Source organism: Ensifer sp. NPDC090286 (genome assembly GCF_044769565.1).
Lineage (GTDB): Bacteria > Pseudomonadota > Alphaproteobacteria > Rhizobiales > Rhizobiaceae > Ensifer.
In genome coordinates this window covers 149,903-175,035 of sequence record NZ_JBIVYF010000001.1, presented here as the reverse complement: position 1 = coordinate 175,035, position 25,133 = coordinate 149,903, and the positions used below count along the sequence as shown (strand labels likewise).

The window sequence follows — 25,133 nt, the reverse complement described above, 5'->3', positions numbered from 1 at the left end:
TGGTTTACCGAAGCAGGCACGAATTGCAATGGCGGATCTGCCATCGTTTCTCCAAGGGGAGCTGTCGTTGACGAAGCGGTATTTGAGAAAAAACTTTAAGACCCTCGGCCGCGTGGCGGTCGTAGCCACAATCGCCGGTTTTACCCTTTCCGCCTGCCAGTCCGCCAATGTCGGTGAAGTTCTCCATCAGGGCTATGTGGTTGACCAGGAAACGCTAAACCTCGTTCCGGTCGGCTCCAGCCGCGAGCAGGTACTGCTCTCGCTCGGCACGCCCTCGACGACGGCAACCTTCGACAACGAAGTGTTCTACTACATTTCGCAGACGCGCAAGCGCCCTGTCGCCTTCATGAAGCCGCAGCTGGTCGACCAGTCGATCCTAGCCGTCTATTTCGACAAGGAAGGCACCGTCAGCCAGCTGGCTCACTACACGCTGAAGGACGGCAAGGTCTTCGACATGCTGACCCGCACGACGCCGACAGGCGGCAAGGAAACAAGCTTCCTCGGCCAACTGCTGACCGGCCCCGGTGCAGGCCAGGCCGCGGCACGCAGCCTGTTCAAGGACTTCGGCAACTAAGCCGCCCCATTCCAAAGAAAAGGCCCGCGGAACGATGTTCCGCGGGCCTTTTTGTTTGCTTGGCGATGTGATCAGGCGAGGATTGCCAGAAGCAGTAGCGCCACGATGTTGGTGATCTTGATCGCCGGGTTCACGGCCGGACCGGCCGTGTCCTTGTAGGGATCGCCGACGGTGTCGCCGGTCACCGACGCCTTGTGGGCGTCGGAGCCCTTCAGATGGCGTTCGCCGTTCTTGTCGACGAAACCGTCCTCGAAGCTCTTCTTGGCATTGTCCCAGGCGCCACCGCCCGAAGTCATCGAGATCGCCACGAAGAGGCCGTTGACGATGACACCGAGCAGAGAGGCACCGAGAGCCGCGAAGGCCGAGGCCTTCGAGCCCGAAAGCAGCAGCACGCCGAAATAGACGACGACGGGCGCCAGCACCGGCAGCAGCGAAGGAATGACCATTTCACGGATCGCCGCCTTCGTCAGAAGGTCGACCGCGCGGCCATAGTCGGGCCGTTCCGTGCCTGCCATGATGCCGGGCTTCTCGCGAAACTGCCGGCGAACCTCCTCGACGATCGAGCCGGCTGCACGGCCGACGGCAGTCATCGCAATGCCGCCAAAGAGATAGGGAATGAGGCCGCCGAAGATCAGGCCGGCAACCACATAGGGGTTGGAGAGGTCGAAGGAGATCTGCCCGACATCGGCGAAGTAGGGATACTTGTCGCCATTGGCGGCGAAATAGCTCAGATCGTTCGAATAGGCTGCAAAAAGCACCAGCGCGCCGAGACCGGCGGAACCGATTGCGTAGCCCTTGGTGACGGCCTTGGTGGTGTTGCCAACCGCATCAAGCGCGTCGGTGGATTTGCGTACCTCCGGCGGCAGATGCGACATCTCCGCGATACCGCCGGCGTTGTCCGTGACCGGCCCGAAAGCGTCCAGCGCCACGATCATGCCGGCGATGCCGAGCATGGCGGTGACGGCAATGCCGGTGCCGAAGAGGCCGGCGAGCTGGTAGGTCGCGATGATGCCGCCGACGATGACGATGGCAGGCAGCGCGGTCGATTCCAGCGAGACGGCTAGCCCCTGGATGACGTTGGTGCCGTGGCCGGTGACTGAGGCCTGGGCGATCGAATTCACCGGCCGCTTGTTGGTGCCGGTATAGTACTCCGTGATCACCACGATCAGCGCCGTGACCACCAGCCCGAGAATGCCGCAGATAAACAGGTTCCAGCCGGTGATGTCCTTGCCGGCGACGGTACCGATCGAGCCCCATCCGATGGTGAAGGACGTGGCCGCGCCGAGACCGACGATCGACAGCACGCCGGTGACGATCAGCCCTCTGTACAGCGCTCCCATGATCGAATTGTTGGAACCCAGCTTCACGAAGAAGGTGCCGACGATCGAGGTGATGATGCAGGCGGCGCAGATTGCCAGCGGATAGACCATGACGGTTGCGAGCAACGGCGTCCCGGCAAAGAAGATGGCCGCCAACACCATGGTTGCGACGATGGAGACGGCATAGGTCTCGAACAGGTCGGCGGCCATGCCGGCGCAGTCACCGACATTGTCGCCGACATTGTCGGCGATCGTCGCCGGGTTGCGCGGATCATCCTCTGGAATGCCGGCTTCGACCTTGCCGACGAGATCGCCGCCAACGTCGGCACCCTTGGTAAAGATGCCACCGCCGAGACGGGCGAAGATCGAAATCAGCGATGCGCCGAAACCGAGTGAGACCAGGGCATCGATGACTTCGCGCGAGGCAGGCTCATGCCCCATGCCGGCCGTGAGGACGACGTAGTAGACCGAGACCCCAAGAAGGGCCAGGCCCGCAACGAGAAGGCCGGTGATTGCGCCGGATTTGAAGGCGATGTCGAGACCGGAGGCAAGGCTGACGGAAGCAGCCTGGGCCGTGCGTACATTGGCCCGCACCGAAACGTGCATGCCGATGAAACCCGCGGCACCCGAAAGGATCGCACCGATCAGAAAGCCAAAAGCGGCGGCGGGAGAAAGAAGAACCCAAGCGGCGATGAATACGACGACGCCGACAATAGCAATGGTCTTGTATTGACGCGTGAGATAGGCCTGCGCCCCTTCACGAATGTAGCCTGCGATTTCTTGCATGCGGGCGTTCCCCTGGTCGGCGGCAAGCACCGACTGTGTTGCCCAGATGGCGTAAGCCACCGCGAGCAACCCGCATGCGATAACGCCCAATAAAATGGTCATTTCGCATTACCCTCCGTTACAACCCGCGGACTCACTCCCGGCCGCAGGCCCCTCAAAACCGCGAATCACGCACCACCTCCTCAAGCAGCACCCCTCACGGCGCGGCCAGAGTGCGGTTGCAACGGGAGATCGTCAAGCCCCGAGAAACGCCACTGGCGGCGCCTCGTTCGCTTTAGATTTCAGGGGAATGGAGCGTTAGGCGGCGGCCTTGCGCGGCGCCCGCTTCAGGAGCAAGAGGAGGATAAGGCAAACGATCGTCACCGGCCACACGACCGCGTTCAGCATGTCCCAGCCATAGGCGGTGAGCACCTTGCCCGAGGCAAACGACGACAGCGCCACGGTGGTGAACAGGATGATGTCGTGGAAGGCCTGGACCTTGTCGGCTTCCTGCGGCCGGTAGCTGCTGGCGACGATCGCCGTCGAGCCGATGAAGCCGAAGTTCCAGCCGAGGCCAAGCAGCACCAGCGCACCCCAGAAGTTCCAGAGCTCGATGCCCATATGCGCGACTGCGGCGCAGGCCATGAGCAAGAGCAGGCCGCAACCGACGATGCGTTCGGCGCCAAAGCGGCTGATGAGCATGCCGGTGACGAAGCTCGGCGCAAACATCGCCAATACGTGCCACTGGATGCCGAGCGTGGCGAGCTCGGTCGAGAAGCCGCAGCCGATCACCATGGCGACGGGCGCGCCGGTCATCATGAAGGTCATCAGCGCGTAGCTGGAAATGCCGCAGATCATGCCGGTGGCAAAGCGCTGGCTGCGGACGATTTCGCCGAGCGGACGAACGAACTGATCGTGGTGGGCACTCACCATTGCGCCCGGTTCGGGCAGCCGCAACGGCGCGAAAAACAGGGCTGCAACGAGGCAAATCGGCATCAGGACGACGAAAGCCCCGGCAAAGGAAACCGGCGCGAACAGGTCGCCAGCGAAAATGACGATCTGCGGACCGAGAACGGCCGAAACGATGCCGCCGCCAAGGATCAGCGAGATTGCCTTGGGCTTGTAAAACGACGGCGAAGCGTCGGCAGCGGCAAAGCGCAGCTTCTGTGTAAAGCCGTTCGACGAGCCGAGCATCGCGAGTGCGAAGGCGAAGAGCCAGAAATTCTCGCGGAAGAGTGCGACGGCGGCGAGCGCTGCCCCGGCGGCCGCGATTGCGGTCCCGCTCATGAAGGCGAAACGGCGGCCGATCAGGCGCGACAATACCGCAACCAGCACAACACCCAGCGCCATGCCGACGTTGAACGCGGTGAGCGGCGCGGTGGCCAGCGACTTGTCCTCCGCCAGCATCTGGTAGCCGGCGACACCGCCGACCGAAAAGCAGATGGGGCCGACGACGCCGAGCACGGCCTGCGCGGCGGTCAGGAGGTAAACGTTGCGGCGTGTTTCGCGAAGGGTGTTGCCCATGTCATCTGCAGCAGCCGCAACCATCAACCTTATTTCCTCGGTTCGCCGCGGACCTGTCGGGCAATGCGGTCGAGGACAGCATTGACCAGCTTGGGCTCGTCATCCGAGAAGAAGGCCTTGGCGATCTCGACATACTCCGTGACGATCACCGGAACCGGCACGTCCTTGCGCTCAAGCATCTCGAAGGTGCCCGCACGCAGGATGGCGCGCACGGTGGAATCGAGACGCGACAACGCCCAGTCGTCCTGAAGCGCCGAACCGATCAACGGATCTAGCTTGCGCTGGTCGCGCACGACACCGGCGACAATCGACCGGAACCAGGAGGGGTCGGCCTTCAGGTAGGTGTCGCCATCGACATCCTGTCCGAGGCGATGCGCTTCGTATTCAGCAACCACTTCGAGGACACCGGTGCCGCCGATGTCCATCTGATAGAGCGCCTGCACCGCGGCAAGGCGTGCTGCACCGCGCTGGTTGACCTGCTTCAGCGGTTGATCCGAGGGGGTTTTCGTCACTTTTCCGTGCCCAGTTTCTTCTTAAGTTCAATCATGGTCAGTGCCGCACGCGCAGCAAAGCCACCCTTGTCGCCTTCCGACCGGCGCGCACGCGCCCAGGCCTGATCGTCGTTTTCGACCGTCAGGATACCGTTGCCGATCGCGAGGCTCTCGCTCACCGCAAGATCCATGATCGCGCGCGAGGATTCGTTCGCGACGATGTCGAAATGATAGGTTTCGCCACGAATGACCATGCCAAGGGCAACGAAACCGTCGTATTCGGTGCCACCTTCGTCAGCGCCGTCGAGCGCCATGGCGATCGCCGGCGGGATTTCGAGAGCACCCGGAACCGTTACGATATCATAGGTCGCCCCGGCTTCGTCCAGCGCATGTTTCGCTCCGTCGAGCAGAGCGTCGGCCATATCGTCATAGAAACGCGCTTCCACAATCAGGATGTGGGCTGCCGTGGTCTCTGCCATGGATCACCTGTCTTTGAGATTTCAGCGCCGGATGCGACCGGCCAAGGCGGCGGTCAAACCACGCCCGGCGTCGAATGGCAAGCAAATTCCACCGCAGAAGGCCTTTTGCCGCGTCCGGCGGCCGCCAATAACCACCATCCTAGGCTTCGCCGCTCCTCCAACTCGGTCCCACCGGAGGGCACAGCCGCCGACCGGCGAAGACGGGAAGCCGCACGCCTTATTCGCACCCATACGCGGCCTCACAGCCCCTGGTGAAACCATCGCGCGATTGCGCCTAGATGGTCTCGCCGATGGATTGCAACACTAGGATGTATTCCTGTAACCATCGTCGCTAATTTTAGCGATCGCAGGTTGACGACGGGACGAACGCGCGACACGGATAGAACGTATTAGCGTTACCGCGACAACGGTGCGCCAGGGAGGACCATGTGACCGATACGAAAAAGCCGATCGTTAATCCCAAAAACCTGGAACTCGACCACTGGACTCAAGGCACTTTCTTCGAATCCCGTGACGTCGCCTTCGGCGCGCTGCTCGGCCTCAAGGATCTGGGCATCGGCTACGGTGAAGTGCCGCCGGGCAAGTCCGGTTGCCCGTTTCACAATCACCATGTCGAAGAGGAAATGTTCATTATCCTCGAGGGTGAAGGGACTTACCGCTTCGGCAGCGAGCGTTATGCGGTTGGCCCGGGTGACATTCTGGGCGCGCCTGCAGGCGGTCCTGAAACAGCGCATCACCTGATCAACACCGGCTCAGTGCCGCTCAAGTACCTTTCGATCTCGACCAAGGCGGCAACCGAAATCTGCGAGTACCCGGATTCGGGCAAGTTCCTCGCCAGGACGCGCGGCACCAAGGGCGAGCGGTCGTTCAGCTTCACCGGCCGACCGGAAAGCGCCGTCGACTACTGGGACGGCGAGCCCGGTGCCTGACATCATCACAGCATAGGATCGAATATGCATAGCGTTCCCATCATCGAGACCGATCGCCTTGTCCTGCGCCCCTATCGCCGTGACGATTTCCCCGCCTATTCCGCGCTGTTCGGCGATGCCGAGGTCATCCGTTACGTCGGCGGGGTGCCGTTTACGCGGGAGCAGTCCTGGACCCGCTTCCTGCGCCAGGTCGGCATGTGGCACTATTTCGGCTTCGGCTTCTTTGCCATCCAGGACCGGGAGACCGGGGCCTTTCTCGGCGAGGCCGGTTTCCACGACGTGCATCGCGCCATCACGCCTTCGCTCGAAGGAACGATGGAAACGGGGTGGGCACTGTCACCGAAGGCGCATGGCAAGGGGCTCGCGACCGAGGCCGTCAGCGCGGCGCTCAAATGGGCCGACCGCCAGTTTCCGACGTTGCGCAAGACCTGCATCATCGATATCGGCAACCACGCCTCGATCCGGGTCGCCGAGAAGCATGGTTTCAAGGAATTCTGGCGCACGACCTATCACGGCAACCACGTGATCATGTTCGAGCGCCACCAGAAAACAGCGGCTGCGACAGGCGAAAGATGGGCTCGCGCGCACGCCGAAACATGAACAATTTTTAATTGTTTTCCCGATGCCAATGCCATGGAAAGGGCCACATTCCGGCCCAGTTTCCTAGTCGTTGGCACGACGCGCCCTCCCCAAGAAGGGAGCAAACGCCGACCAATCAGTCGAAACAGTCCAGCGCCTTTGCTTGCGGGTGACAACACCCGCAAACGAACCCTGCTGGCCGCCGCAATAGGCGAACCTCACCGGCCCGGAAACCCGCAAGGTTCCGCGTTCCCGTATCGGGCCGGCTTGCGCCTCGTTGCGGCAAACAAAGGAGCATGACCATGAACCGCATAGCCAAGCTTTCCGTCATCGCTGCTCTCTCCGCCCTCTCCTTCGGCGGCATCTCCTATGCCGCAAGCACCGCGATGAACTGGCCGGCCGAAATCGACCACACCGTCCGCGACTTCAAGGGCGATCACTTCAACGTCGTCGACGTGGATACGCTGAAGGAATCGAGCCAGACGCGCACGTGGATCAACGAAGCCACGCCGCAACAGCTTTCGTCCCTGCACGCAGCCGTCGAAGGCAACAAGCCGCTTGCAGCCAAGCTGAAGGCGCAGAATGTCGAGATGAACAACATTGCCGGCGCCGAACAGGCGGCCGATGGCAGCCTGACCCTCTACGTACGTTGAGCGTCAACATCTCCCGAAACCAGAACCGCCCCCGATCGGGGGCGGTTTGCATTCGGTGAAAGAGGAAGTCAGTTCACTCCGGCTTTGGCGCCGGGAACTCCGCGAGACGCGCCGCGTAGCGCGCCATGGTGTCAACCTCGAAGTTGACGAAATCGCCGGCTTTGCGCTCGCCCCAGGTCGTGACCTCCAGCGAATGGCGGATCAGGAGCACGTCGAATTCGGCGCCCGCCACCTTGTTGACCGTCAGCGACGTACCGTCTAGCGCGACCGATCCCTTTGGAGCGACGAACTTTGCCAGATGCTCAGGCGCCCGCAGACGAAAGCGCACGGCGTCGCCTTCCGCTTCCACCGACAGAATTTCCGCCTTGTCGTCGACATGGCCGGAAACCAGGTGGCCACCGAGTTCGTCGCCGATCTTCAAGGACCGCTCGAGATTGATGCGCGTCCCTTTCGTCCAGCCAGCGATCGTGGTCAGCCGCAGCGCCTCTTCCCAGGCCTCGACCTCGAACCAGCGCTCGTTGCTGCCGGCGTTAGGCAAAGCCGTCACCGTCAGGCACACGCCGGAATGGGCGATCGAGGCCCCCATGTCGATCGTCTTCGGGTCGTAGCGCGTGGCAACACGCAGCTTGATGCCTTCCTTCAGCGGGGTGACTGAATCGACGGTGCCGATATCGGTAACAATGCCTGTGAACATCAGTTTTCCCTTTCGTATTCCTCGAACAGATCGTCGCCATAGCGTGCCTCGGCGACGCGGCGGAAGCCTGCGGGCACGGACTTACGGTCAAATGGGGATGCGATGCCGTTTTCGCCAATGGTCCCCGGTCCGGTGTAGAGCTGGATGCGGTCGACAAGGTTCGCATCGAGAAAGGCGCGCGCAGCCACTGCACCACCTTCAACCATCAGCGAGGAGAGACCGCGGGACGCGAGTGCGGCAAGAAGGTCGGCGATCGATCCGGCTTCGAGCACCTCGACGCCGGCCGCCTCCATGGCCGCCTTGCGTGCTGCTCGGCTATCATCCGAATCAGCATCACCGGAACCGTCGCTGGAGACCACGATGACGGGGACCTCTCGCGCCGTTAACACGAGTTTGGAGGAAAGCGGCAGGTCGAGCCGGCGATCGAGAACGATGCGCAGCGGCGAACGATGTTCGAGCCCCGGCAAGCGCACGGTCAATTCCGGATCGTCGGCGGCAGCCGTGCCGATCCCGACCAGGATCGCGTCGGTCTCCGCCCGCAGCATCTGTACTTGACCACGGGAGATGGAACCGGTGATGCGCACCTGCCCCTCGCCCTTGCGGCCGATCATGCCATCGGCCGAAACGGCAAGCTTGAGAGTCACATAGGGACGTCGGCTGACCTGGCGCATGAGGTAGGCTTCAAGCGCCTGATGCCCGTCCTCGGGGAGCACACCGATATCGACGGTAATGCCGGCATCGCGCAGGCGCACGACGCCGCGCCCTGCGACCCGCACGTCCGGATCGAGGATCGAGATCACCACGCGGGATATACCGGAGGCGACGAGCGCATCGGCGCAGGGCGGCGTCTTGCCGTGATGGGAGCAAGGCTCGAGCGTCACGTAGGCGGTGGCACCCCTCGCCTTCTCGCCGGCCTCGGTCAGCGCCTGGGTTTCGGCATGCGGGCGGCCGCTCCGCGCGGTTACGGCCCGGCCGACGATAACGCCGTCCTTGACGATCAGGCAGGCGACGGAAGGATTGGTGGATGTCTGTCCGAGATGGTGGCGAGCCAGCCTCAGCGCCGCGGCCATGAACCTCTCGTCTTCACGGTTGGGCGCTGTCATGGCTCTATCCAGCGTAATCTACTCGCCGGGATCGCGCGCGATCTTGGCGCTGATCTCGGTGATGACCTTCTCGAAATCCTCCGCATGGGAGAAATCGCGATAGACCGAAGCGTAGCGCACGAAGGCCACGTCATCGAGGCTCTTCAGCGCTTCGAGCACCTGCAGGCCGATTTCTTCCGAAGGGATCTCGGTCTCGCCGGAGCTTTCGAGGCGGCGCACGATGCCGGAAACCGCCCGCTCGATGCGGTCGCGATCGACCGGGCGCTTGCGCAACGCAATCTCGAAGGAGCGCAAAAGCTTGTCCCGGTCGAAAGGAACCTTCCGACCGGTTTTCTTGATGATCATCAGCTCACGCAACTGCACCCGTTCGAAGGTCGTGAAACGACCTCCGCAATCCGGACAAATCCGGCGGCGGCGAATGGCATTCCCGTCCTCCGCCGGACGGGAATCCTTCACCTGACTGTCTTCAGAACCGCAATAGGGGCAGCGCATGGGCGACCGATCACATGTAGCCGTACATCGGGAAGCGGTCGGTCAGCTTGACGACCTTGTCGCGCACGCTCGCTTCGACGGCAGCATTGCCCTCGTCGGAGTTCGCGACCTTCAGGCCGTCGAGAACCTCGACGATCCGCTCGCCGATTTCCTTGAACTCGGCCTCCTTGAAGCCACGGGTCGTGCCGGCCGGCGTGCCGAGACGGACGCCCGAGGTGACGAAGGGCTTTTCAGGATCGAACGGGATGCCGTTCTTGTTGCAGGTGATGAAGGCACGACCGAGAGCGGCTTCCGCGCGCTTGCCGGTTGCATTCTTCTTACGCAGGTCGACGAGCATCAGGTGGTTGTCCGTACCGCCCGAGACGATGTCGAGGCCGTTGGCCTTCAGCGTTTCGGCAAGCGTGCGGGCGTTCTTGACGACCTGGGCCGCATAGTCCTTGAACGACGGCTGCAGCGCTTCGCCGAGGGCGACAGCCTTCGCAGCGATGACGTGCATCAGCGGACCACCCTGGAGACCCGGGAATACGGCCGAGTTGATCTTCTTGGCGATATCTTCGTCGTTGGTCAGAACCATGCCGCCGCGCGGGCCGCGAAGCGACTTGTGCGTCGTGGTCGTTGCCACGTGGCAATGGGGGAACGGCGACGGATGCTGGCCACCGGCGACGAGACCGGCGATGTGCGCCATGTCGACCATCAGCCAGGCGCCGACTTCATCGGCGATCTCGCGGAAACGCTTCCAGTCCCAGATGCGCGAATAAGCGGTGCCGCCGGCGATGATCAGCTTCGGCTTGTGCTTGCGCGCCTGCTCGGCGACGTTGTCCATGTCAAGCAGGTGGTCGTCTTCACGCACGCCGTAGGAGACGACGTTGAACCACTTGCCGGACATGTTGACCGGCGAACCGTGCGTCAGGTGGCCGCCCGAATTGAGGTCGAGGCCCATGAAGGTGTCGCCCGGCTGCAGGAGCGCCAGGAACACGGCCTGGTTCATCTGCGAACCGGAGTTCGGCTGAACGTTGGCGAAGTTGACGCCGAAGAGCTTCTTGGCGCGCTCGATCGCCAGTTCCTCGGCGATGTCGACGAACTGGCAGCCGCCGTAGTAGCGCTTGCCCGGGTAGCCCTCGGCATATTTGTTGGTCATGATCGAGCCCTGGGCTTCGAGCACGGCGCGGGAAACGATGTTCTCGGAGGCGATCAGCTCGATCTCGTGGCGCTGGCGACCCAGCTCCTTCTCGATCGCACCAAAGATGTCCGGATCGCTGTCGGCCAGAGAGCGGGTGAAGAAAGCGTCATTGGTCTGTTCAGGCATCGGTGCGAGGCTCCTCTCAAGGGTGGCAGTTCTTTAACTTCCTCGCACGGAGAGAGCAATATCCGCTGTGCGGTTTGCGTCATTTCCCCCATCTGCCGCGCCGAAATATCGCGGGGTCCGGCGCATGAAAAAGCCGCGCTTCCAGGGGAAACGCGGCTTTTCGATTTCGTGTCGCAAATCTGCCTATTGCGGCAAGGCGTCCTGGTCGACCGAACCGGCCGACTGCTCGACGCCATAGGGCGTCTGAAGCGCGAGTTCGGTGGCACCGTCGCGCTGATAGATATCGTCGCGGAACTGAACCACGCCATCCTTGGCGGACCAGGCGGTGATGTAGGTGAAGAAAACAGGCACTTCCTCGGCAAGCGTGATCGGCGTGTTGACGCCGGTCTTGATGGTCGCCTCGATCTGCTGGCGCGACCAGCCGGGCGTTTCCTTCAGGAGCCAGGTCGAAAGGTCGCGCACGTTCTGCACGCGTACGCAGCCCGACGATTCGAAGCGCATGAGCTTGTTGAACAGGCCCTGCTGCGGCGTGTCGTGCATGTAGACCTGATGCTCGTTGTGGAAGTTGATCTTCGTCGACGACATCGCGTTGATCTTGCCCGGGTCCTGACGGAACATCAGGTTCGGCGCCTTTTCCGCGTTCCAATCGACGGTTTCCGGCGACACTTCGGCGCCGCTGCCATCGAACAGGCGGATCGAGTTGCGCGCCAGATAGGTCGGGTCCTTGCGCATCAGCGGCATGATGTCCTTCTGGATGATCGAGCGCGGCGCGGTCCAGTAAGGGTTGAGGATGACCTCGTAAATCTTCGAGTTGAGGATCGGCGACTGGCGGTCGATCTTGCCGACGATCGCCGTGTGGCGCAGCGCCACGCGGCCGTTCTCCACCGCTTCGATATAGGCGGCCGGGATGTTGACCATCACGTAGCGGCGGCCGAGCCCACCCGACATCGACTGCAGGCGAACGAGGTTGGTCTGAAGCTGGCCGAGGCGGGTGTTGGCATCGACATTGATCGCCTTCAGCGTGTACTCGCCGATGACGCCGTCTGCCGGCAGACCGTGGCGGGCCTGGAAGCGCTTGACTGCGCCTTCGACGTAGCTGTCGAAGGACGAGGAGACACCGGCGGAGCGCGGCAGGTCGCCGGAAACCATCAGGCGCTGGCGGAGCTGCTGCACGGAGGGGTCGGTGACGCCGAGCTCGAGCTTGACGCTGGTCTGAACCGACGGCCAGCCGCCCTGCGAAACGATGTTCTGATAGTCGAAGATCGCCTGCTGCACGTGAGCGATCGTTTCCGGGCCGAAGACAGGCGTATTCGAAACAACCGTCGTCGCGGTGCGCGATGCCCCTTTCGCGTCAAACTGGTCGTCCCAGGAGCCGCGGCGAGGCGAATTGATGATCTCGTTCAGGGCGTCCTGTGCGCTTGCCGCGCCGGCGACTGCCACGGCGCCGAAGGTTGCTGCCGAGCGCAAGAAGGCGCGGCGCGAGAATGCATCAATTCCATTCTTTTTCGACATAATCCTACCATCCCAATGCGTTGGCACGCGCCCTATGCGCTGACACGCACGTTGCCGCAGCCCTAACACGATCGTGGTTAACAAAGGTCAACCAACGAGCCACCCTGCCCTCACAAGATTTCACGATGCCGCGAGTGAGGACCCTCATTCGGCAGGCGAAACGCGAAACGAATCCACACACCAGAAAACATGTGGCCGCACCTACCGCATGTCGTCGTCGCTGTCATAGCAATATGGCCAATTCGTGTCTCGGCGAGGCTGAACCGCGACATGGCATGCCTTTTGCTTTTCGCTGGGCGCGACGGAGCCGGAGCCGAATTGGAAACGGCAACATTCTGATTTGCTAATGTTTTTGGCTTGAAAAATCGCGCGAAGGCGCGGAAAGCGTGCCGCAGCTGTGCAGCTTTTCGGCAACAGGACAGGGTGCCGCAAATGGCAAAGGTCGGACACGCAGGGATTGCGCCCGACCCTTGAACTGGAGGTTTGCCTTGATCAGAGGCGGTACATGATCGAGTCGTTCCAGAAGCGATCGAGGCGCTGCAGGAGCTTGTTCATCTGGGTGAACTCGTCCGAACCGATGCCGCCGACCTTCTGGATCGAGCCGATGTGGCGCTCGTAAAGCTTGGCGACGGTTTCGGCGATTTCCTGGCCGTCTTCCGTCAGGCTGATGCGGACCGAGCGACGGTCGACGCGGGAGCGCTGATGGTTGATCAGGCCGAGGTCGACGAGCTTCTTGACGTTGTAGGAGACGTTCGAGCCGAGGTAGTAGCCGCGGGAGCGAAGTTCACCGGCGGTCAGTTCCGAGTTGCCGATGTTGAAGAGCAACAGAGCCTGAACGGCGTTGACGTCGCTGCGACCTTCGCGGTCGAACTCGTCCTTGATGACGTCGAGCAGGCGGCGGTGCAGACGCTCGACGAGGTGAAGGGATTCCATGTAGAGACCGCGGATGGTTTCTTCCTGGGGGTCTCTGGCCTGAACTGCCTGCGGCTTCATCTTGGTGTTCATTTGACTGCCTCACTGTTTTGTTTGGCGGTGTCTGTTTGTCTTCCCGCCTTGAGTGAGACCCTATCGAATACGTCTAAAATTCTACTTAAACCGCAGCCTTAACAAGAGCTTGCCATTTGGCGACCCTGTCTCAGGGTGAATCAACTCTTACCTGCCTGGCAAGCCGCCAGCGCTGATAGAAGATCGCCGCGCGGAAAAGAACGAAGGTAACGGCGACCGCCGCATGCAACACGACCAGCAGCGGACGGGCGCCGAAACTGGCAGGATAGTACTCGTACATCACGACCTCGATCGCTGCCGCAACCACCCAGACGACAGGCCCCCAGGAGACCAGCAGCCACAGGCCGAGGGCAGCCACCGGATAGATCACGGCAAGTGCGGTTGCGGCCGCTCGCCACTCCGGCGTCAGGAGATCGAAGCGCCCGGCGCCGCCATGGGAAAAGCCAATCAGCATGGCCCAGTAGTTCAGCGCGAACCAGATACATGAAGCGGAGACCAGACGCAGGAAGAGACCGAAGAGGATCTCGGTCAGCGACGGTTTCGGCACATGGGCAGAATCATGAAGCATGGGCGGCAAGATAGGGCGGGTCTTTGCCATCCGCCAGCGGCATCACGGCCTCCCCTCCCCCGCGGCCACCCTTAAAGGGAAGAAATGCCGCAGCCCGTTCGCCGGCCGCGCGGTTCCCAATGACGGCCAGCCCATGATAAAGCGCTTGCCTATCGACGATTTTCACGGGAAAGGCGCGGCGCGATGAACGACAGGACAAATCTTGTGGACAGGGTTACCGGCCACCGCCGCATGCGCCGCAACCGCAAGGCCGACTGGACGCGCCGGCTGGTGCAGGAAAACCGCCTGACCGTCGACGACCTGATCTGGCCGATCTTCATCGTGCCGGGAAGCAATATCGTCCAGCCGATCGATGCGATGCCGGGCGTCAACCGAATGAGCATCGACAAAGCGGTCGAGGCGGTGAAAGAAGCGGCCGATCTCGGCATCCCGGCCATCGCCACCTTCCCCAACATCGACCTGTCGCTGCGCGACGAGACCGGCTCCAACAGTCTTGCCGCCGACAACTTGATCAACCAGGCAACCCGCGCCTTCAAGAAGGCCGTGCCCGAAATCGGCATCATCACCGATGTCGCGCTCGATCCCTTCACCAGCCACGGCCATGACGGGATCCTGCGCAACGGCGAAATCGTCAACGACGAGACCGTCGAGATGATCGCCCGCGCGGCCGTCGCCCAGGCCGATGCCGGCTCCGACATCATCGCCCCCTCGGACATGATGGACGGTCGCATCGGCGCGATCCGCCAGGCGCTGGACGCCAGCGGCCACCAGAATGTCGGCATCATGGCCTATGCGACCAAGTTCGCTTCCGGCTTCTACGGCCCCTATCGCGAGGCGATCGGCACCGGCGGCCTTCTGAAAGGCGACAAGAAGACCTATTACATCGACCCGGCCAACGGCACCGAGGCGATCCGCGACGCAGCCCTCGACGTCGAGGAAGGCGCCGACATGCTGATGGTAAAGCCAGGCCTTCCCTATCTCGACATCTGCTGGCGGATGAAGAAAGCCTTCGGCCTGCCGGTCTTCGCCTATCAGGTGTCCGGCGAGTACTCGCAGGTGAAGGCCGCGGCTGCCAACGGCTGGATCGACGGCGAAAAGGTGATGCTCGAAACGCTGCTCGCCTTCAAGCGCGCCGGCTGCGACGGCATCCTTAGCTACTTCGCCGTCGAAGTGGCCCGCATCCTCGCCAAAGGCCGCTGAAACGCTCCGCTTGATCCGGGCCCAGATCCTTGTTTTGCAGGGAATGCCATCCCATATCCTTGCTGCAACCAAACGAGGCTTTTGACCGATGACCATGCACAACGAAGAACTGAGGCTGCCGAGCAATGACTGGCGCGCCTATCAGGGCGTGCTGTCGCGACGCGTCTTTGCCTTTCTGATCGATTACGCGATCATCGCGCTTCTGTGGATCCCCGCGGCGGTCGTCGTCTTCTTCCTCGGCATCCTGACGCTCGGCCTCGGCTTCATGCTGTATCCGGCGCTCTTTGCGATCGTCGCCATGCTCTATTTCGGGCTTACGGTCGGTGGCCGCGAACAGGCCTCTCCCGGCATGCGCGTGATGGGCCTGGCGATTGCCCGAACCGACGGGCGCCCGATGGACTTCCTGACGGCGATCGTCCACCTCGTCATCTTCTGGATCGCCAACGCGCTGTTGACGCCGCTGATCCTGCTGATCGGTCTTTTCACCGACCGCAGCCGCCTGCTGCATGACCTGCTGATCGGCACCGTCACGGTGCGCCGCGACATGTATTGAAACCGGCGCAGGCAACCGAGCTGAAAGCGTAAGGCGGCGTCTTCCGCCTTACCGCCGCCACCTATTGTGGTCACACCTAAAATATCGGCAGGCGCAGACGGAAGCGGCAAACGAGTGAGTTGACGTTTTCCATTCTTGCGCCATGCTACTGTCATGAACCACAGCGCGAAGAGTGACCTCCGCACTCGATGAACACACAGACCGCACCGTCTCCGCAATTTTACCTGACTGCACCGGCAGCCTGCCCTTATCTGCCGAACGAGATGGAGCGGAAGGTGTTCACCCACATGGTGGGTGAGCGCGCGCCCGAGCTCAACGATCTCCTGACGCAAGGCGGCTTCCGCCGCTCGCAGAACATTGCTTACCGTCCTGCCTGCGAAACCTGTCGCGCCTGTATTTCGGTGCGCATCCTCGCCAACGAGTTCAAGCCCACCCGCTCCATGCGCCGGGTGCTTGCCGCCAACCACGACGTGATCTCGGCGGAGTATGCGGCCGAGCCGTCGAGCGAACAGTACAACCTCTTCCGCCGTTACCTCGACCGACGCCACCAGAAGGGCGGCATGTCGGACATGTCGGTGCTCGACTATGCGATGATGGTCGAGGACACCCATGTTCACACCAAGATCATCGAGTATCGCCTGAGGGTCGAAGGCGACGGCATCAGCGAGAAGGCGCGCGGGCCGCTGATTGCTGCAGCGCTGACCGACCGCATGGGCGACGGGCTGTCGATGGTCTACTCCTTCTTCGACCCGGCGCAGGAAGAGCGCTCGCTCGGCACCTTCATGATTCTCGATCACATTCGCCGCGCCCGGGAGCGCGGCCTTCCCCATGTCTATCTTGGCTATTGGGTCAAAGGCTCGCGCAAGATGGGGTATAAAACAAAGTTTCTGCCGCAAGAGCACCTTATGGCCCGTGGCTGGGAGCGCTATGAAGGCGGAGACACCACCCTGGAAGCCGCTCCTACGAAAACGGGTTAGAAATTGAGTTCATCTTCTGATGCCGCGATGCACCGGCGCGGCCTTGCCATCACCGGCCTCGGCGGCCTCGCTCTGTCCTTCGACATTCCGCTCATCCGATCCGCCGGCGGCGACGTCTGGTCGCTGCTTGCCGTGCGCAGCCTGTCGACCTTCGTAATCGCGCTGGGCGCCTGGTTCGTGCTCAACCGCGTGCTGGGCCGGAAGATTTCCCTGATGCCCGGCAAGGCCGGCCTCCTGGTCGGCATCTTCTACGGCATCAATTCCTGCACGTTCCTGCTCGCCGTCTTCAACACCTCCACGGCAAATGTGGTCTTCATCCTCGCCTTCACCTCGATGTTCGCCGCCATCCTCTCGTGGATCTTCCTAAAAGAGCGGCCATCGAATGCGACGCTTGTGACCATGCTGGTGATGGTGCTCGGCGTCGGGCTGATCGTCCAGGACGGGCTGGAAAGCGGCCACCTCTTTGGCGACGCCATGGCGGCATCCTCCGCATTTCTGCTGGCAAGCGCGATCACGATCAGCCGCGCGAGCAAGCGCGACATGGCGCTGGTGCCGCTGGTGACGGCGATCTTTCCGGCAGCCGTCGCGCTCCTGATGCTGCCGGCCGGCGGCTTCACGATCGCCGCCCCCGGCTACATCCTCTTCAACGGCCTGGTGATGATCCCGCTCGCCTTCTTCTGCCTTGCGACGGGCCCACGTTATCTCTCAGCCCCGGAAGTGGGCATGTTCTATCTGCTCGAGACCATTCTCGCGCCGATCTGGGTGTGGATGGTCTTTGCCGAAACACCGACAACGCAGACGCTGATCGGCGGTTCGATCCTCATCTTCGCGCTGATCGGCCATTCGCTCTGGCAGATGCGCAGCCGGTCGCTGAAAGCGGCCGTCGCCTGCGCCGAATAGCACTGCTGTTTAAGACTTGTCGTCGCGCTGACCGCTCGGCCGCGGACGACGCCGCTTGTGATCGACACCCCGATCGCGCACCGGCAGCGGTTCCTGCGGCTGTCCGAGCGAAGCCGGGCGGACGCCAGGCATCTCTACGCGCATGACCCACAGTTCGCGGTTGGTGTTGATCCAGGTGGCCGCGACGCTGAGCGGCGCCGGATTGCCGATCAAGGCGTCACCATCGCGCCGCCTGAGGCGGGTAACGAGGCCAGCGGCCTCCAGAAGCGTTATGTGCGTTTCCAACTCTTCGCCGGTTACCGCGACAGCCACAGCTATGTCGGCGACGCGCGCCTCACCGGCAAAAAGGATCTCGAACGTGCGGCGGCGAACCGGGTGGGCAAGCGCCAGCAGGACATCATCAAGGGTTGTGGCATTCGGCATCGCTGTCATCCCTGTTGGATGCGCAGTGATCCATTATAGCCTTCTGGCTTACAAGCGCCAGTTGCGCTTGCGTTTCATTTGGATTTCCAATGATTTAAGAGCGCGCGCCAGACTGCGCCGGAACGAAACAGAAGCCACGCGGTCGTTAGACCGCATGGCTCTCGTTATCGTGGTCAGCCGCTGAACTTGCCGCTGCGCGGGAAGCCCTTCGGAACGACGCGGCCGGCAGACGCGCGGTCGCCCTGCCATTCGATCAGTTCGTCCTTGGTCTTGGTAAAGACCCGGCCGGCGCTGTCTTCCCAGACGAGACCGTCGGCGATCGTGAAGCAGCGGATGTCGGAGATGCCGCCATCCTTGTAGCGCTGCAGCCGCACGCCCTTGCCGCGCGCCATCTCGGGGATCTGCACGAGCGGGAAGACGACCAGCTTGCGGTTTTCGCCGACGACGGCCACGTGATCGCCCTTGACCGGAACGACCAGCTTCGCTTCGTCGCTGCCCGAGACGTTCATCACCTGCTTGCCCTTGCGGGTATTGGCGACGATATCGCTTTCGGTGACGACGAAGCCATTGCCGGCAACCGAGGCGACGATAAGCTTGCGCGCCGGATCGTGAACGAAGGCCGTCAGAACGTCCTGGTCGGTCTCCATGTCGACGATGATGCGCAGCGGCTCGCCATGGCCGCGACCGCCGGGCAGCTTGTCACCGCCGAGCGTGTAGACCTTACCGCCTGTCGTGAAGACGAGGATCTTGTCGGTCGTCTGCGCCGGGAACGCCACCTTCAGCGCATCGCCCTCCTTGAACTGGAGTGACGACGTGTCGGAGATGTGGCCCTTCAGCGCGCGGATCCAGCCCTTTTCAGAGATGACGACGGTGATCGGTTCCTTCTCGATCATCGCCTGCTGGATCGCTTCGACGTCGGCTTCCGGCGCGTCGGCAAAGGTGCTGCGGCGCTTGCCGATCTCGGTCGCCTTGGCAAACTTCTTTTTGACTTCGCCGATTTCCCAGGCGACGGTCTGCCATTGCTTTTCGTCGGAGGCGAGCAGTGCCTCGATCTCGGCCTTCTCCTTCGAGAGCGCATCGAACTCGGTGCGGATCTCGAATTCCTCGAGCTTGCGCAAGGAGCGCAGGCGCATGTTGAGGATCGACTCGGCCTGGAGATCGGTGAGCGAGAACCGCTCCATCATGACCGTCTTCGGCTCATCCTCTTCGCGGATGATGCGAATGACTTCGTCGATGTTCAGGTAGGCGACAAGGTAGCCGCCGAGGATTTCAAGCCGGCGGTCGATCGCGGCCAACCGGTGGCGCGAGCGGCGCTGCAGCACTTCACGGCGATGCGCCAGCCATTCCGACAGCACTTCGTTCAGCGCCATGACCCGCGGCACGCGCCCCATGGACAGCACGTTCATGTTGAGCGGAATGCGGCTTTCGAGCTCGGTCAGCTTGAACAGCGATTCCATCAGGATGCCGGCATCGACCGAACGGCTCTTCGGCACGAGGACGATGCGGATGTCTTCGGCCGATTCGTCGCGGATGTCTTCGAGCAGCGGCAGCTTGCGGGCGATCAGCAGCTCGGCAATCTTTTCGATCAGGCGCGACTTCTGCACCTGGTACGGGATCTCGGTGACGACGATCTGGTAGCCACCGCGCCCAAGCTCTTCCTGCGCCCAGCGGGCACGGACACGGAAACCGCCACGACCGGTGCGGTAGGACTCGGCCATGCTTTCCCGGCCCTCGACGATCACGCCGCCGGTCGGGAAGTCGGGCCCTTCGATCCCGCCCTTTTGCGGGTTGGCCGGATCGTAAAGCAGATCCTCGACGGTCGCCTCGGGATGACGGATGAGATGCAGCGCCGCGTCGCACAGTTCATGCGCGTTGTGCGGCGGGATCGAGGTGGCCATGCCGACGGCGATGCCCGTCGCGCCGTTGGCGAGAAGGTTCGGGAAGGCGCCGGGGAGCACGGTCGGCTCCTGGTCTTCCTCGTTGTAGGTCGGGCGAAAATCCACCGCGTCCTGGTCGATGCCTTCCAGGAGCAGCGAGCAGACGTCCGTCATCTTGGCTTCGGTGTAGCGCATCGCCGCGGCGTTATCGCCGTCGATGTTGCCGAAGTTGCCCTGGCCGTCGACCAGCGGATAGCGGATCGCAAATTCCTGCGACAGGCGCACCAGCGCATCATAGATCGACGCGTCGCCGTGCGGATGGAACTTGCCCATCACGTCGCCGACGATACGTGCGCATTTCTTGAACGAGGAGTTGGGGCGCAGCCCCATCTCGCTCATCGCATGCACGATGCGGCGGTGCACGGGCTTCAGCCCGTCGCGAACGTCCGGAAGCGCGCGGTGCATGATGGTCGACAAGGCATAGGCGAGGTAACGCTCTTCCAGCGCCGCCTTGAGGTCAACCGGCTGAATGTGATCGTCCCCGCCTGACGGGGGATTGAGGCTTTGTCCCATAGGTTCTTGCTAGCGCAACAAACCCGGAACGGCAAGGTTTTCAGGGCTTGCGCTTGTGGAGAACCCCTGCGCGTCAAATAACCGGCCGCCGCACCGATCCGCTTGCCCCGGCGCAATGTTCGTGCAACGGTCGCGCCGCTATGCGTCGGAGGCTGCCGCCAGGTAACGTCCCGGAAAGCATGCCCGAGCAGGAACATGTGCGGTTCGCCCAAGCGAATATAATTTCGCCCTGTTTCGTAATAGCTTCGGCTGGAGTTGATTTGGACGATTTGCAAGGGGGATCGCAGGACGCGCATTGGCAGATGGAAATGGCGGCAGCGCGCCGCCGACAAAGACGAATGCTGCCAAGCGCCTACAGTTGAAGCCCTTCGCCAAAGGAACCAGATCAGCGACGCCTTATCTTCTTAAAACAGCTACACAATCAAAGATTTTCACGAAGGAACTCGAAATGATGCACACGCGCAAGATCCGCCTGATGATGGCGAGCGCCGCGCTCCTCACGCTTACCGGCCCGGCCTTCGCGCTCGATGGCGCCGATCTGATGAAGAAGCTCGACGCAGCGACGAACGCGAACGGCACCTCGCTCACCTACGACAAGGCCGAAGTCGACGGCGACAAGGTGACGGTGACCGGCGTGAAGCTCAAGGTCGCAAGCCAGCCGGGCGAAGCGGTGGACCTGAAGATCGGGGACCTGACCTTCGAAGGCGTCGAGGAAACCGAAGGCGGCGGCTATTACGCCGAAACCGTTTCGTTCCCCGACGTCAATGTCAGCCAGGACGAGGGTGCCATTTCCGTCAAGGACATCCTGCTCTCCGGCCTGACGATCCCGGCCAATGCGACCGGCGGAACGATCAACGACATCCTTCTCTATGAAAGCGCCAGCACCGGCCCGATCGCCGTCAGCTCCAAGGGCAAGGAAGTCTTCTCGCTCGAAAGCACCGAAGCCAACCTCGCGCGCCAAGAGAATGACGCCGGCTTCGACTTCGACGCGACTGCGTCCGGCATAAAGGCCGACCTGTCGTCGGTCGAAGACGCCAAGAGCAAGGAGGCGATCGAAAAGCTCGGCCTCACCACCATCGACGGCGCCCTGACGATGAAGGGCAGCTGGGAAGTCGAAAGCGGCAATGTCGCACTCGAAGAATATGCCCTCGACTTCAAGAATGTCGGCCGGCTGAACTTCGCTCTCGACATCTCCGGCTACACGCTTGCCTTCGTCAAGTCGATGCAGGAAGCGATGAAGGCTGCCGAAGCCAACCCGAACAAGGAAGAGGCCAACCAGGCCATGGGTCTCGCCATGATGGGCCTCATGCAGCAGCTGACCTTCAACAGTGCCGAAATCCGCTTCGACGACGCGTCGATCACCAAGAAGGCGCTCGACTATGCAGGTTCGCAGCAGGGTGTTTCCGGCGAGCAGATGGCGCAGTCGCTGAAGGGCCTGGTTCCGATCATGATGGCGCAACTCAACGTGCCGGAACTGCAGAACCAGGTGTCGGCCGCCGTCAACGCCTATCTCGACGGCCCGAAGAGCCTGACGATCAGCGCCGCTCCGGAAAAGCCGGTTCCGTTCCCGATGATCATGGGCGCCGCCATGGGCGCGCCGAACACCATCCCGTCGGTGCTCGGCGTCAAGGTAACGGCGAACGACTAATCGTTCAGGTTTCTCCCGGCCTCAGCCGAGCCCGGGAGAGACCAAGATGACGACCAGCCTTGCGCGCCGAGACAGGCGCGCAAGGTTTGATGGCGCCGCGCCCCGCCTCCCATGCGGCCCACAGCATTCACTCGGCGGACTTCGCCAGCCGAAGCCCGCACCGCCACCCCTCCCCTGAAAGAACAAGCTCCGCCTTTGCTTGCGAACCGCAAAGTCGGATCACGTCGGGCGCCCTTGTGGAGCGCGCACCGGTTGCGGGGCACGCTTCTTCCCGGTCGGCTATTGCTTGCACCAAGAAATTTTCACCGTAAGGCGATGGCGTTTTTCATCGAAATCGTGCATGCCAGCCTCAGGCAATTCAGAGTCCGACTTCCAGCGAACTTGAGAGCATTTAAGCCTCGACCGGGACGTCTCGGACTTTGTGCAAAATATACAAATACATGCCCGAATATCGTCTCCACGTTACGGCAGATCGGACGTAAATGCTCGCCTGGCTCCAGCAGTCTGTAAATTTCACCGAAGAATTGCTGGAGGGGAAATTCGCGCCCGTCCGAGCCGATTACTACACAGGCCCGCCGGGTAAGCCGCTGCGGCTGTTGCTTCAGGCGCGGACGGATTTCCTGTCGATCTGGCGGGCGAGCGACTATGCCGAAAAGGTCTCGCAGACCAAGATCCTCGGGCGGCAGATCATCGTTGTCAATTCGCCCGACCTGATCCGCCAGGTCGTCGTCAAGCGCCACGAAAACTTCGAACGCAAGAGCCCGCAGATGCGCCGGGCACTCGAATTCCTGCTGGGCGACGGGCTGTTCATTTCGGACGGAGACACCTGGAAGCAGCGCCGGCCGCTGGTGGCAGACATCGTCCACGCCAAACGGGTCCCCTCCTTCGGACCGGTCATGGAAAATACGACCAGCGAACTGGTCGAGCGCTGGAACCGCATGCCCGATGGCGCCGAGGTCAACGCTCTGCACGAAATGGCCGGACTGACCGCCGAGATCATCGCGCGCAGTGTCTTCGGCAACCAGCTCGGCGACGACAGTGCCGCGGCCGTGACCGAGGGCTTCACCAGCTACCAGTCCCTGGTCGATTCCATCAACATCGGCTACTTCCTCGGCTTCGACGATGGCTTGCCGGTGCTGCGCACACCGAGCCTGCGTCGTTCGGTCAAGCGCATCCACGCAACCATCGACAAGGTGGTGGAGGATCACCTGGCCGGACGCGGCGACCACAATTCGATGGTCGAGCTGCTGATCCGCCGCCAGCAACGAAACCCGGAACTGAAACTCGATGTCGTCGCCTTGCGCAACGAGGCCGCAACCATCTTCATGGCCGGCCACGAGACGACGGCGGCGACGCTGACCTGGACCTGGTATCTGCTCTCAAAGGCCGGCTGGGTCGAGAAGGCCGTGCACGACGAAATCGCCAGGGTCTGCGGCGACCGGACACCGACGATCGACGACGTGCCGCAGCTCGAATGGTGCCGCGCGGTCATCGAAGAAACGCTTCGCCTCTACCCGCCGGTGCCGATCCTGGCGCGGCAGACGCGCGAGGCGGACATGATCGGCGACGTTGCCGCCGAGCCGGGCTCGCTCGTTTTGATCGTGCCGTGGCTTCTCCACCGGACTGAAAGCCTGTTCCAGGATCCACACCACTTCCATCCGGAGCGGTTCACCGAAGGCCGCCGCCCGACGCCCTACAGCTTCATCCCCTTTGCCAGCGGACCACGCGTCTGCCCCGGCCTGCATTTCGGCCTGACCGAAGCGATCCTCTGCCTGGCGATCATCGCGCAGCGCTACCGGGTTCGTGTGAGCCAGCGCCATGCGGTCGAGCCGATCTGCCGCCTGACGCTCAGGCCGAAGAATGGCCTGCCGGTTACCTTGCACAAGCGAGAGGCCCCGTCGCATGGCGCCGGATGATCCGCACGCGGCGCAGCCGATCGGTAAGCGCAGGGCATGGATCTTCGCCGAGGAAAGCGCCCCGCGGCTCGCCGATGCCCTGGCGGGTGGCGACAGGGCGCGGGCCTTCCGGCGCTATTGGATCACCGACAACATCTGGAACGTCGCCAACATCGTCGCCCATTTCGGCATGAAGCTGCTGCCGATGGACGCCTGCTCCAGGCTCGGGGCAGGGCTCGGCCTCTTCATGGTCCCGCGCTTCCACAAGGTGGCAACGCGCCGCGCCCGCGAAACCATCGAACAGTTGCGGCCGGACCTTGACGCCCAGCAGCGCGAGGCACTGTTTCTCGAAAACTGCCGGGCCCAAGGGCGCTTGATGACGGAGTTCTCCGTCGTCAACCGATTGCAGCGACGGCCGGAGCGGCTGAAGACCGATGGCCTTGCGCCCATCCGTGAGGCGGCGAACCACGGCCCGGTCATTCTCGTCGGCCTGCATCTCGGTAACTGGGAAGTGGGCACGATCGCATTCCGCAAGCTTGGTCTCCAGCCGCATGCCTTCTACGTGCCACCCAAGGGCCGGGCCAAGGCATGGATCGCCGGCCGGGTGCGCAGCAAGGCGGGCCTGCAGTTTCTGCCTCCGGGAATGGACGGGATCCGGCCAGCGCTGAAGGTTCTGAAAGGCGGCGGCGTTGTCAGCATCTTCTGCGACGAAGGGTTTGGCGGCATAATCCGCGGGCCGTTCTTCGGCCGCCGGCCGCATCAGGAAGGCAACATCGCGATCGCCATACGGCTAGCGCGCATGACGGGCGCCACGATCTGCCCCTGGTACGGCCTTCGTACCGACGACTTCCGCTTCGAATGCACGGCCTTGCCGCCGATAAGGCTGCCGGAGGACGCGCACCCCAATGCCCGGCTGCTGGACGACATGCAGCTGCTGAACGACACGATCGAGCCGGTCGTTCGCGCCCATCTCGACCAATGGTACTTCCTCGACAACGCGCTTCGGCCGCAGTGAAGCTTGCTCGCGCCTTTTGGTGCGCCTGCATGTCGGCTTTGCGATCGCCGCTTGATGCCGGCCGGGTCTGGCCTATTTA

Annotated in this window: 24 protein-coding genes; 11 read left to right on the top strand and 13 right to left on the bottom strand. The window is 62.6% G+C overall.

Annotation, left to right across the window (positions count from 1 at the left end):
- The first annotated feature begins 67 nt into the window (after window positions 1-67).
- On the top strand, window positions 68-574 hold the full coding sequence (locus ACIQUG_RS00835) for an outer membrane protein assembly factor BamE (protein ID WP_043611497.1): 507 nt from the start codon (window positions 68-70) through the stop codon (window positions 572-574).
- 71 nt (window positions 575-645) lie between these two features.
- On the opposite strand, the gene ACIQUG_RS00830 is transcribed toward ACIQUG_RS00835, so the two are convergent.
- From ACIQUG_RS00830 to ribH, 4 genes are all read right to left on the bottom strand, one after another.
- The gene (locus ACIQUG_RS00830; RefSeq protein WP_402316471.1) at window positions 646-2,781 is read right to left on the bottom strand and encodes a sodium-translocating pyrophosphatase; all 2,136 of its coding nucleotides are present in this window, start codon (window positions 2,779-2,781) and stop codon (window positions 646-648) included.
- A 195-nt stretch (window positions 2,782-2,976) separates the two neighbouring features.
- A complete protein-coding gene (locus tag ACIQUG_RS00825) occupies window positions 2,977-4,206 on the bottom strand; it encodes an MFS transporter (protein WP_402316468.1) in 1,230 nt (409 codons plus the stop codon).
- A 5-nt stretch (window positions 4,207-4,211) separates the two neighbouring features.
- Window positions 4,212-4,694: a transcription antitermination factor NusB gene (nusB, locus tag ACIQUG_RS00820; protein WP_043611449.1), complete on the bottom strand. Its 483-nt coding sequence runs from the start codon at window positions 4,692-4,694 to the stop codon at window positions 4,212-4,214.
- Window positions 4,691-5,152 (bottom strand): 6,7-dimethyl-8-ribityllumazine synthase, encoded by a 462-nt coding sequence (gene ribH, locus ACIQUG_RS00815; protein WP_043611448.1) that lies wholly within the window; start codon window positions 5,150-5,152, stop codon window positions 4,691-4,693. Before ribH ends, nusB begins: the two co-directional genes overlap by 4 nt.
- Before the next feature lie 428 nt (window positions 5,153-5,580).
- Between ribH and ACIQUG_RS00810 the strand changes: the two genes are divergently transcribed.
- From ACIQUG_RS00810 to ACIQUG_RS00800, 3 genes are all read left to right on the top strand, one after another.
- Complete coding sequence (locus ACIQUG_RS00810; RefSeq protein ID WP_402316463.1) at window positions 5,581-6,081, top strand: cupin domain-containing protein; 501 nt, start codon at window positions 5,581-5,583, stop codon at window positions 6,079-6,081.
- Between the two features lie 24 nt (window positions 6,082-6,105).
- A complete protein-coding gene (locus ACIQUG_RS00805) occupies window positions 6,106-6,681 on the top strand; it encodes a GNAT family N-acetyltransferase (protein ID WP_402316460.1) in 576 nt (191 codons plus the stop codon).
- Between the two features lie 281 nt (window positions 6,682-6,962).
- Entirely contained in the window at window positions 6,963-7,313 is a 351-nt protein-coding gene (locus tag ACIQUG_RS00800; protein WP_402316457.1) for a hypothetical protein, read from the top strand.
- 73 nt (window positions 7,314-7,386) lie between these two features.
- Here ACIQUG_RS00800 and ACIQUG_RS00795 read toward each other — a convergent pair whose 3' ends face one another.
- The 7 genes from ACIQUG_RS00795 to ACIQUG_RS00765 all read right to left on the bottom strand — a co-directional run bounded on the left by ACIQUG_RS00795 (window position 7,387) and on the right by ACIQUG_RS00765 (window position 13,993).
- Window positions 7,387-8,007, bottom strand: coding sequence for a riboflavin synthase (locus tag ACIQUG_RS00795; protein ID WP_402316454.1), 621 nt, complete (start codon window positions 8,005-8,007; stop codon window positions 7,387-7,389).
- A complete protein-coding gene (gene ribD / locus ACIQUG_RS00790) occupies window positions 8,007-9,110 on the bottom strand; it encodes a bifunctional diaminohydroxyphosphoribosylaminopyrimidine deaminase/5-amino-6-(5-phosphoribosylamino)uracil reductase RibD (RefSeq protein WP_402316452.1) in 1,104 nt (367 codons plus the stop codon). The genes ACIQUG_RS00795 and ribD overlap by 1 nt, the downstream gene beginning before the upstream one ends.
- Window positions 9,111-9,128: 18 nt before the next feature.
- A complete protein-coding gene (gene nrdR, locus ACIQUG_RS00785) occupies window positions 9,129-9,602 on the bottom strand; it encodes a transcriptional regulator NrdR (RefSeq protein ID WP_034803756.1) in 474 nt (157 codons plus the stop codon).
- 10 nt (window positions 9,603-9,612) lie between these two features.
- On the bottom strand, window positions 9,613-10,908 hold the full coding sequence (glyA, locus tag ACIQUG_RS00780) for a serine hydroxymethyltransferase (protein WP_043611443.1): 1,296 nt from the start codon (window positions 10,906-10,908) through the stop codon (window positions 9,613-9,615).
- Between the two features lie 183 nt (window positions 10,909-11,091).
- Window positions 11,092-12,420, bottom strand: a complete 1,329-nt coding sequence (locus ACIQUG_RS00775; protein ID WP_402316448.1) for a murein L,D-transpeptidase — start codon at window positions 12,418-12,420, stop codon at window positions 11,092-11,094.
- 492 nt (window positions 12,421-12,912) lie between these two features.
- Complete coding sequence (ldtR, locus tag ACIQUG_RS00770) at window positions 12,913-13,425, bottom strand: transcriptional regulator LdtR (protein WP_043611441.1); 513 nt, start codon at window positions 13,423-13,425, stop codon at window positions 12,913-12,915.
- Window positions 13,426-13,555: 130 nt separating this feature from the next.
- Entirely contained in the window at window positions 13,556-13,993 is a 438-nt protein-coding gene (locus ACIQUG_RS00765) for a DUF6163 family protein (protein WP_402316445.1), read from the bottom strand.
- 183 nt (window positions 13,994-14,176) lie between these two features.
- Between ACIQUG_RS00765 and hemB the strand changes: the two genes are divergently transcribed.
- From hemB to ACIQUG_RS00745, 4 genes are all read left to right on the top strand, one after another.
- Window positions 14,177-15,193 carry a porphobilinogen synthase gene (gene hemB / locus ACIQUG_RS00760; protein ID WP_402316442.1) on the top strand — a complete coding sequence of 339 codons (1,017 nt, stop codon included), beginning with the start codon at window positions 14,177-14,179 and terminating at the stop codon, window positions 15,191-15,193.
- 88 nt (window positions 15,194-15,281) lie between these two features.
- The gene (locus ACIQUG_RS00755) at window positions 15,282-15,746 is read left to right on the top strand and encodes an RDD family protein (RefSeq protein WP_043611437.1); all 465 of its coding nucleotides are present in this window, start codon (window positions 15,282-15,284) and stop codon (window positions 15,744-15,746) included.
- Between the two features lie 188 nt (window positions 15,747-15,934).
- Entirely contained in the window at window positions 15,935-16,723 is a 789-nt protein-coding gene (locus tag ACIQUG_RS00750) for an arginyltransferase (RefSeq protein ID WP_402316437.1), read from the top strand.
- Window positions 16,724-16,726: 3 nt separating this feature from the next.
- A complete protein-coding gene (locus ACIQUG_RS00745) occupies window positions 16,727-17,623 on the top strand; it encodes a DMT family transporter (protein ID WP_402316434.1) in 897 nt (298 codons plus the stop codon).
- Between the two features lie 9 nt (window positions 17,624-17,632).
- Here the strand turns inward: ACIQUG_RS00745 and ACIQUG_RS00740 are convergent, their stop codons facing one another.
- Together ACIQUG_RS00740 and parC are read right to left on the bottom strand one after the other, a co-directional pair.
- Entirely contained in the window at window positions 17,633-18,046 is a 414-nt protein-coding gene (locus tag ACIQUG_RS00740) for a transcriptional regulator (RefSeq protein WP_402316431.1), read from the bottom strand.
- A 173-nt stretch (window positions 18,047-18,219) separates the two neighbouring features.
- On the bottom strand, window positions 18,220-20,496 hold the full coding sequence (gene parC, locus ACIQUG_RS00735) for a DNA topoisomerase IV subunit A (protein WP_192447319.1): 2,277 nt from the start codon (window positions 20,494-20,496) through the stop codon (window positions 18,220-18,222).
- A gap of 448 nt (window positions 20,497-20,944) precedes the next feature.
- Between parC and ACIQUG_RS00730 the strand changes: the two genes are divergently transcribed.
- The 3 genes from ACIQUG_RS00730 to ACIQUG_RS00720 all read left to right on the top strand — a co-directional run bounded on the left by ACIQUG_RS00730 (window position 20,945) and on the right by ACIQUG_RS00720 (window position 25,054).
- Window positions 20,945-22,144, top strand: coding sequence for a hypothetical protein (locus ACIQUG_RS00730; protein ID WP_402316428.1), 1,200 nt, complete (start codon window positions 20,945-20,947; stop codon window positions 22,142-22,144).
- Window positions 22,145-22,626: 482 nt separating this feature from the next.
- Window positions 22,627-24,060, top strand: a complete 1,434-nt coding sequence (locus ACIQUG_RS00725) for a cytochrome P450 (RefSeq protein WP_402316425.1) — start codon at window positions 22,627-22,629, stop codon at window positions 24,058-24,060.
- Window positions 24,047-25,054, top strand: coding sequence for a lysophospholipid acyltransferase family protein (locus tag ACIQUG_RS00720; protein WP_402316422.1), 1,008 nt, complete (start codon window positions 24,047-24,049; stop codon window positions 25,052-25,054). Before ACIQUG_RS00725 ends, ACIQUG_RS00720 begins: the two co-directional genes overlap by 14 nt.
- The last annotated feature ends 79 nt before the right edge of the window (window positions 25,055-25,133 follow it).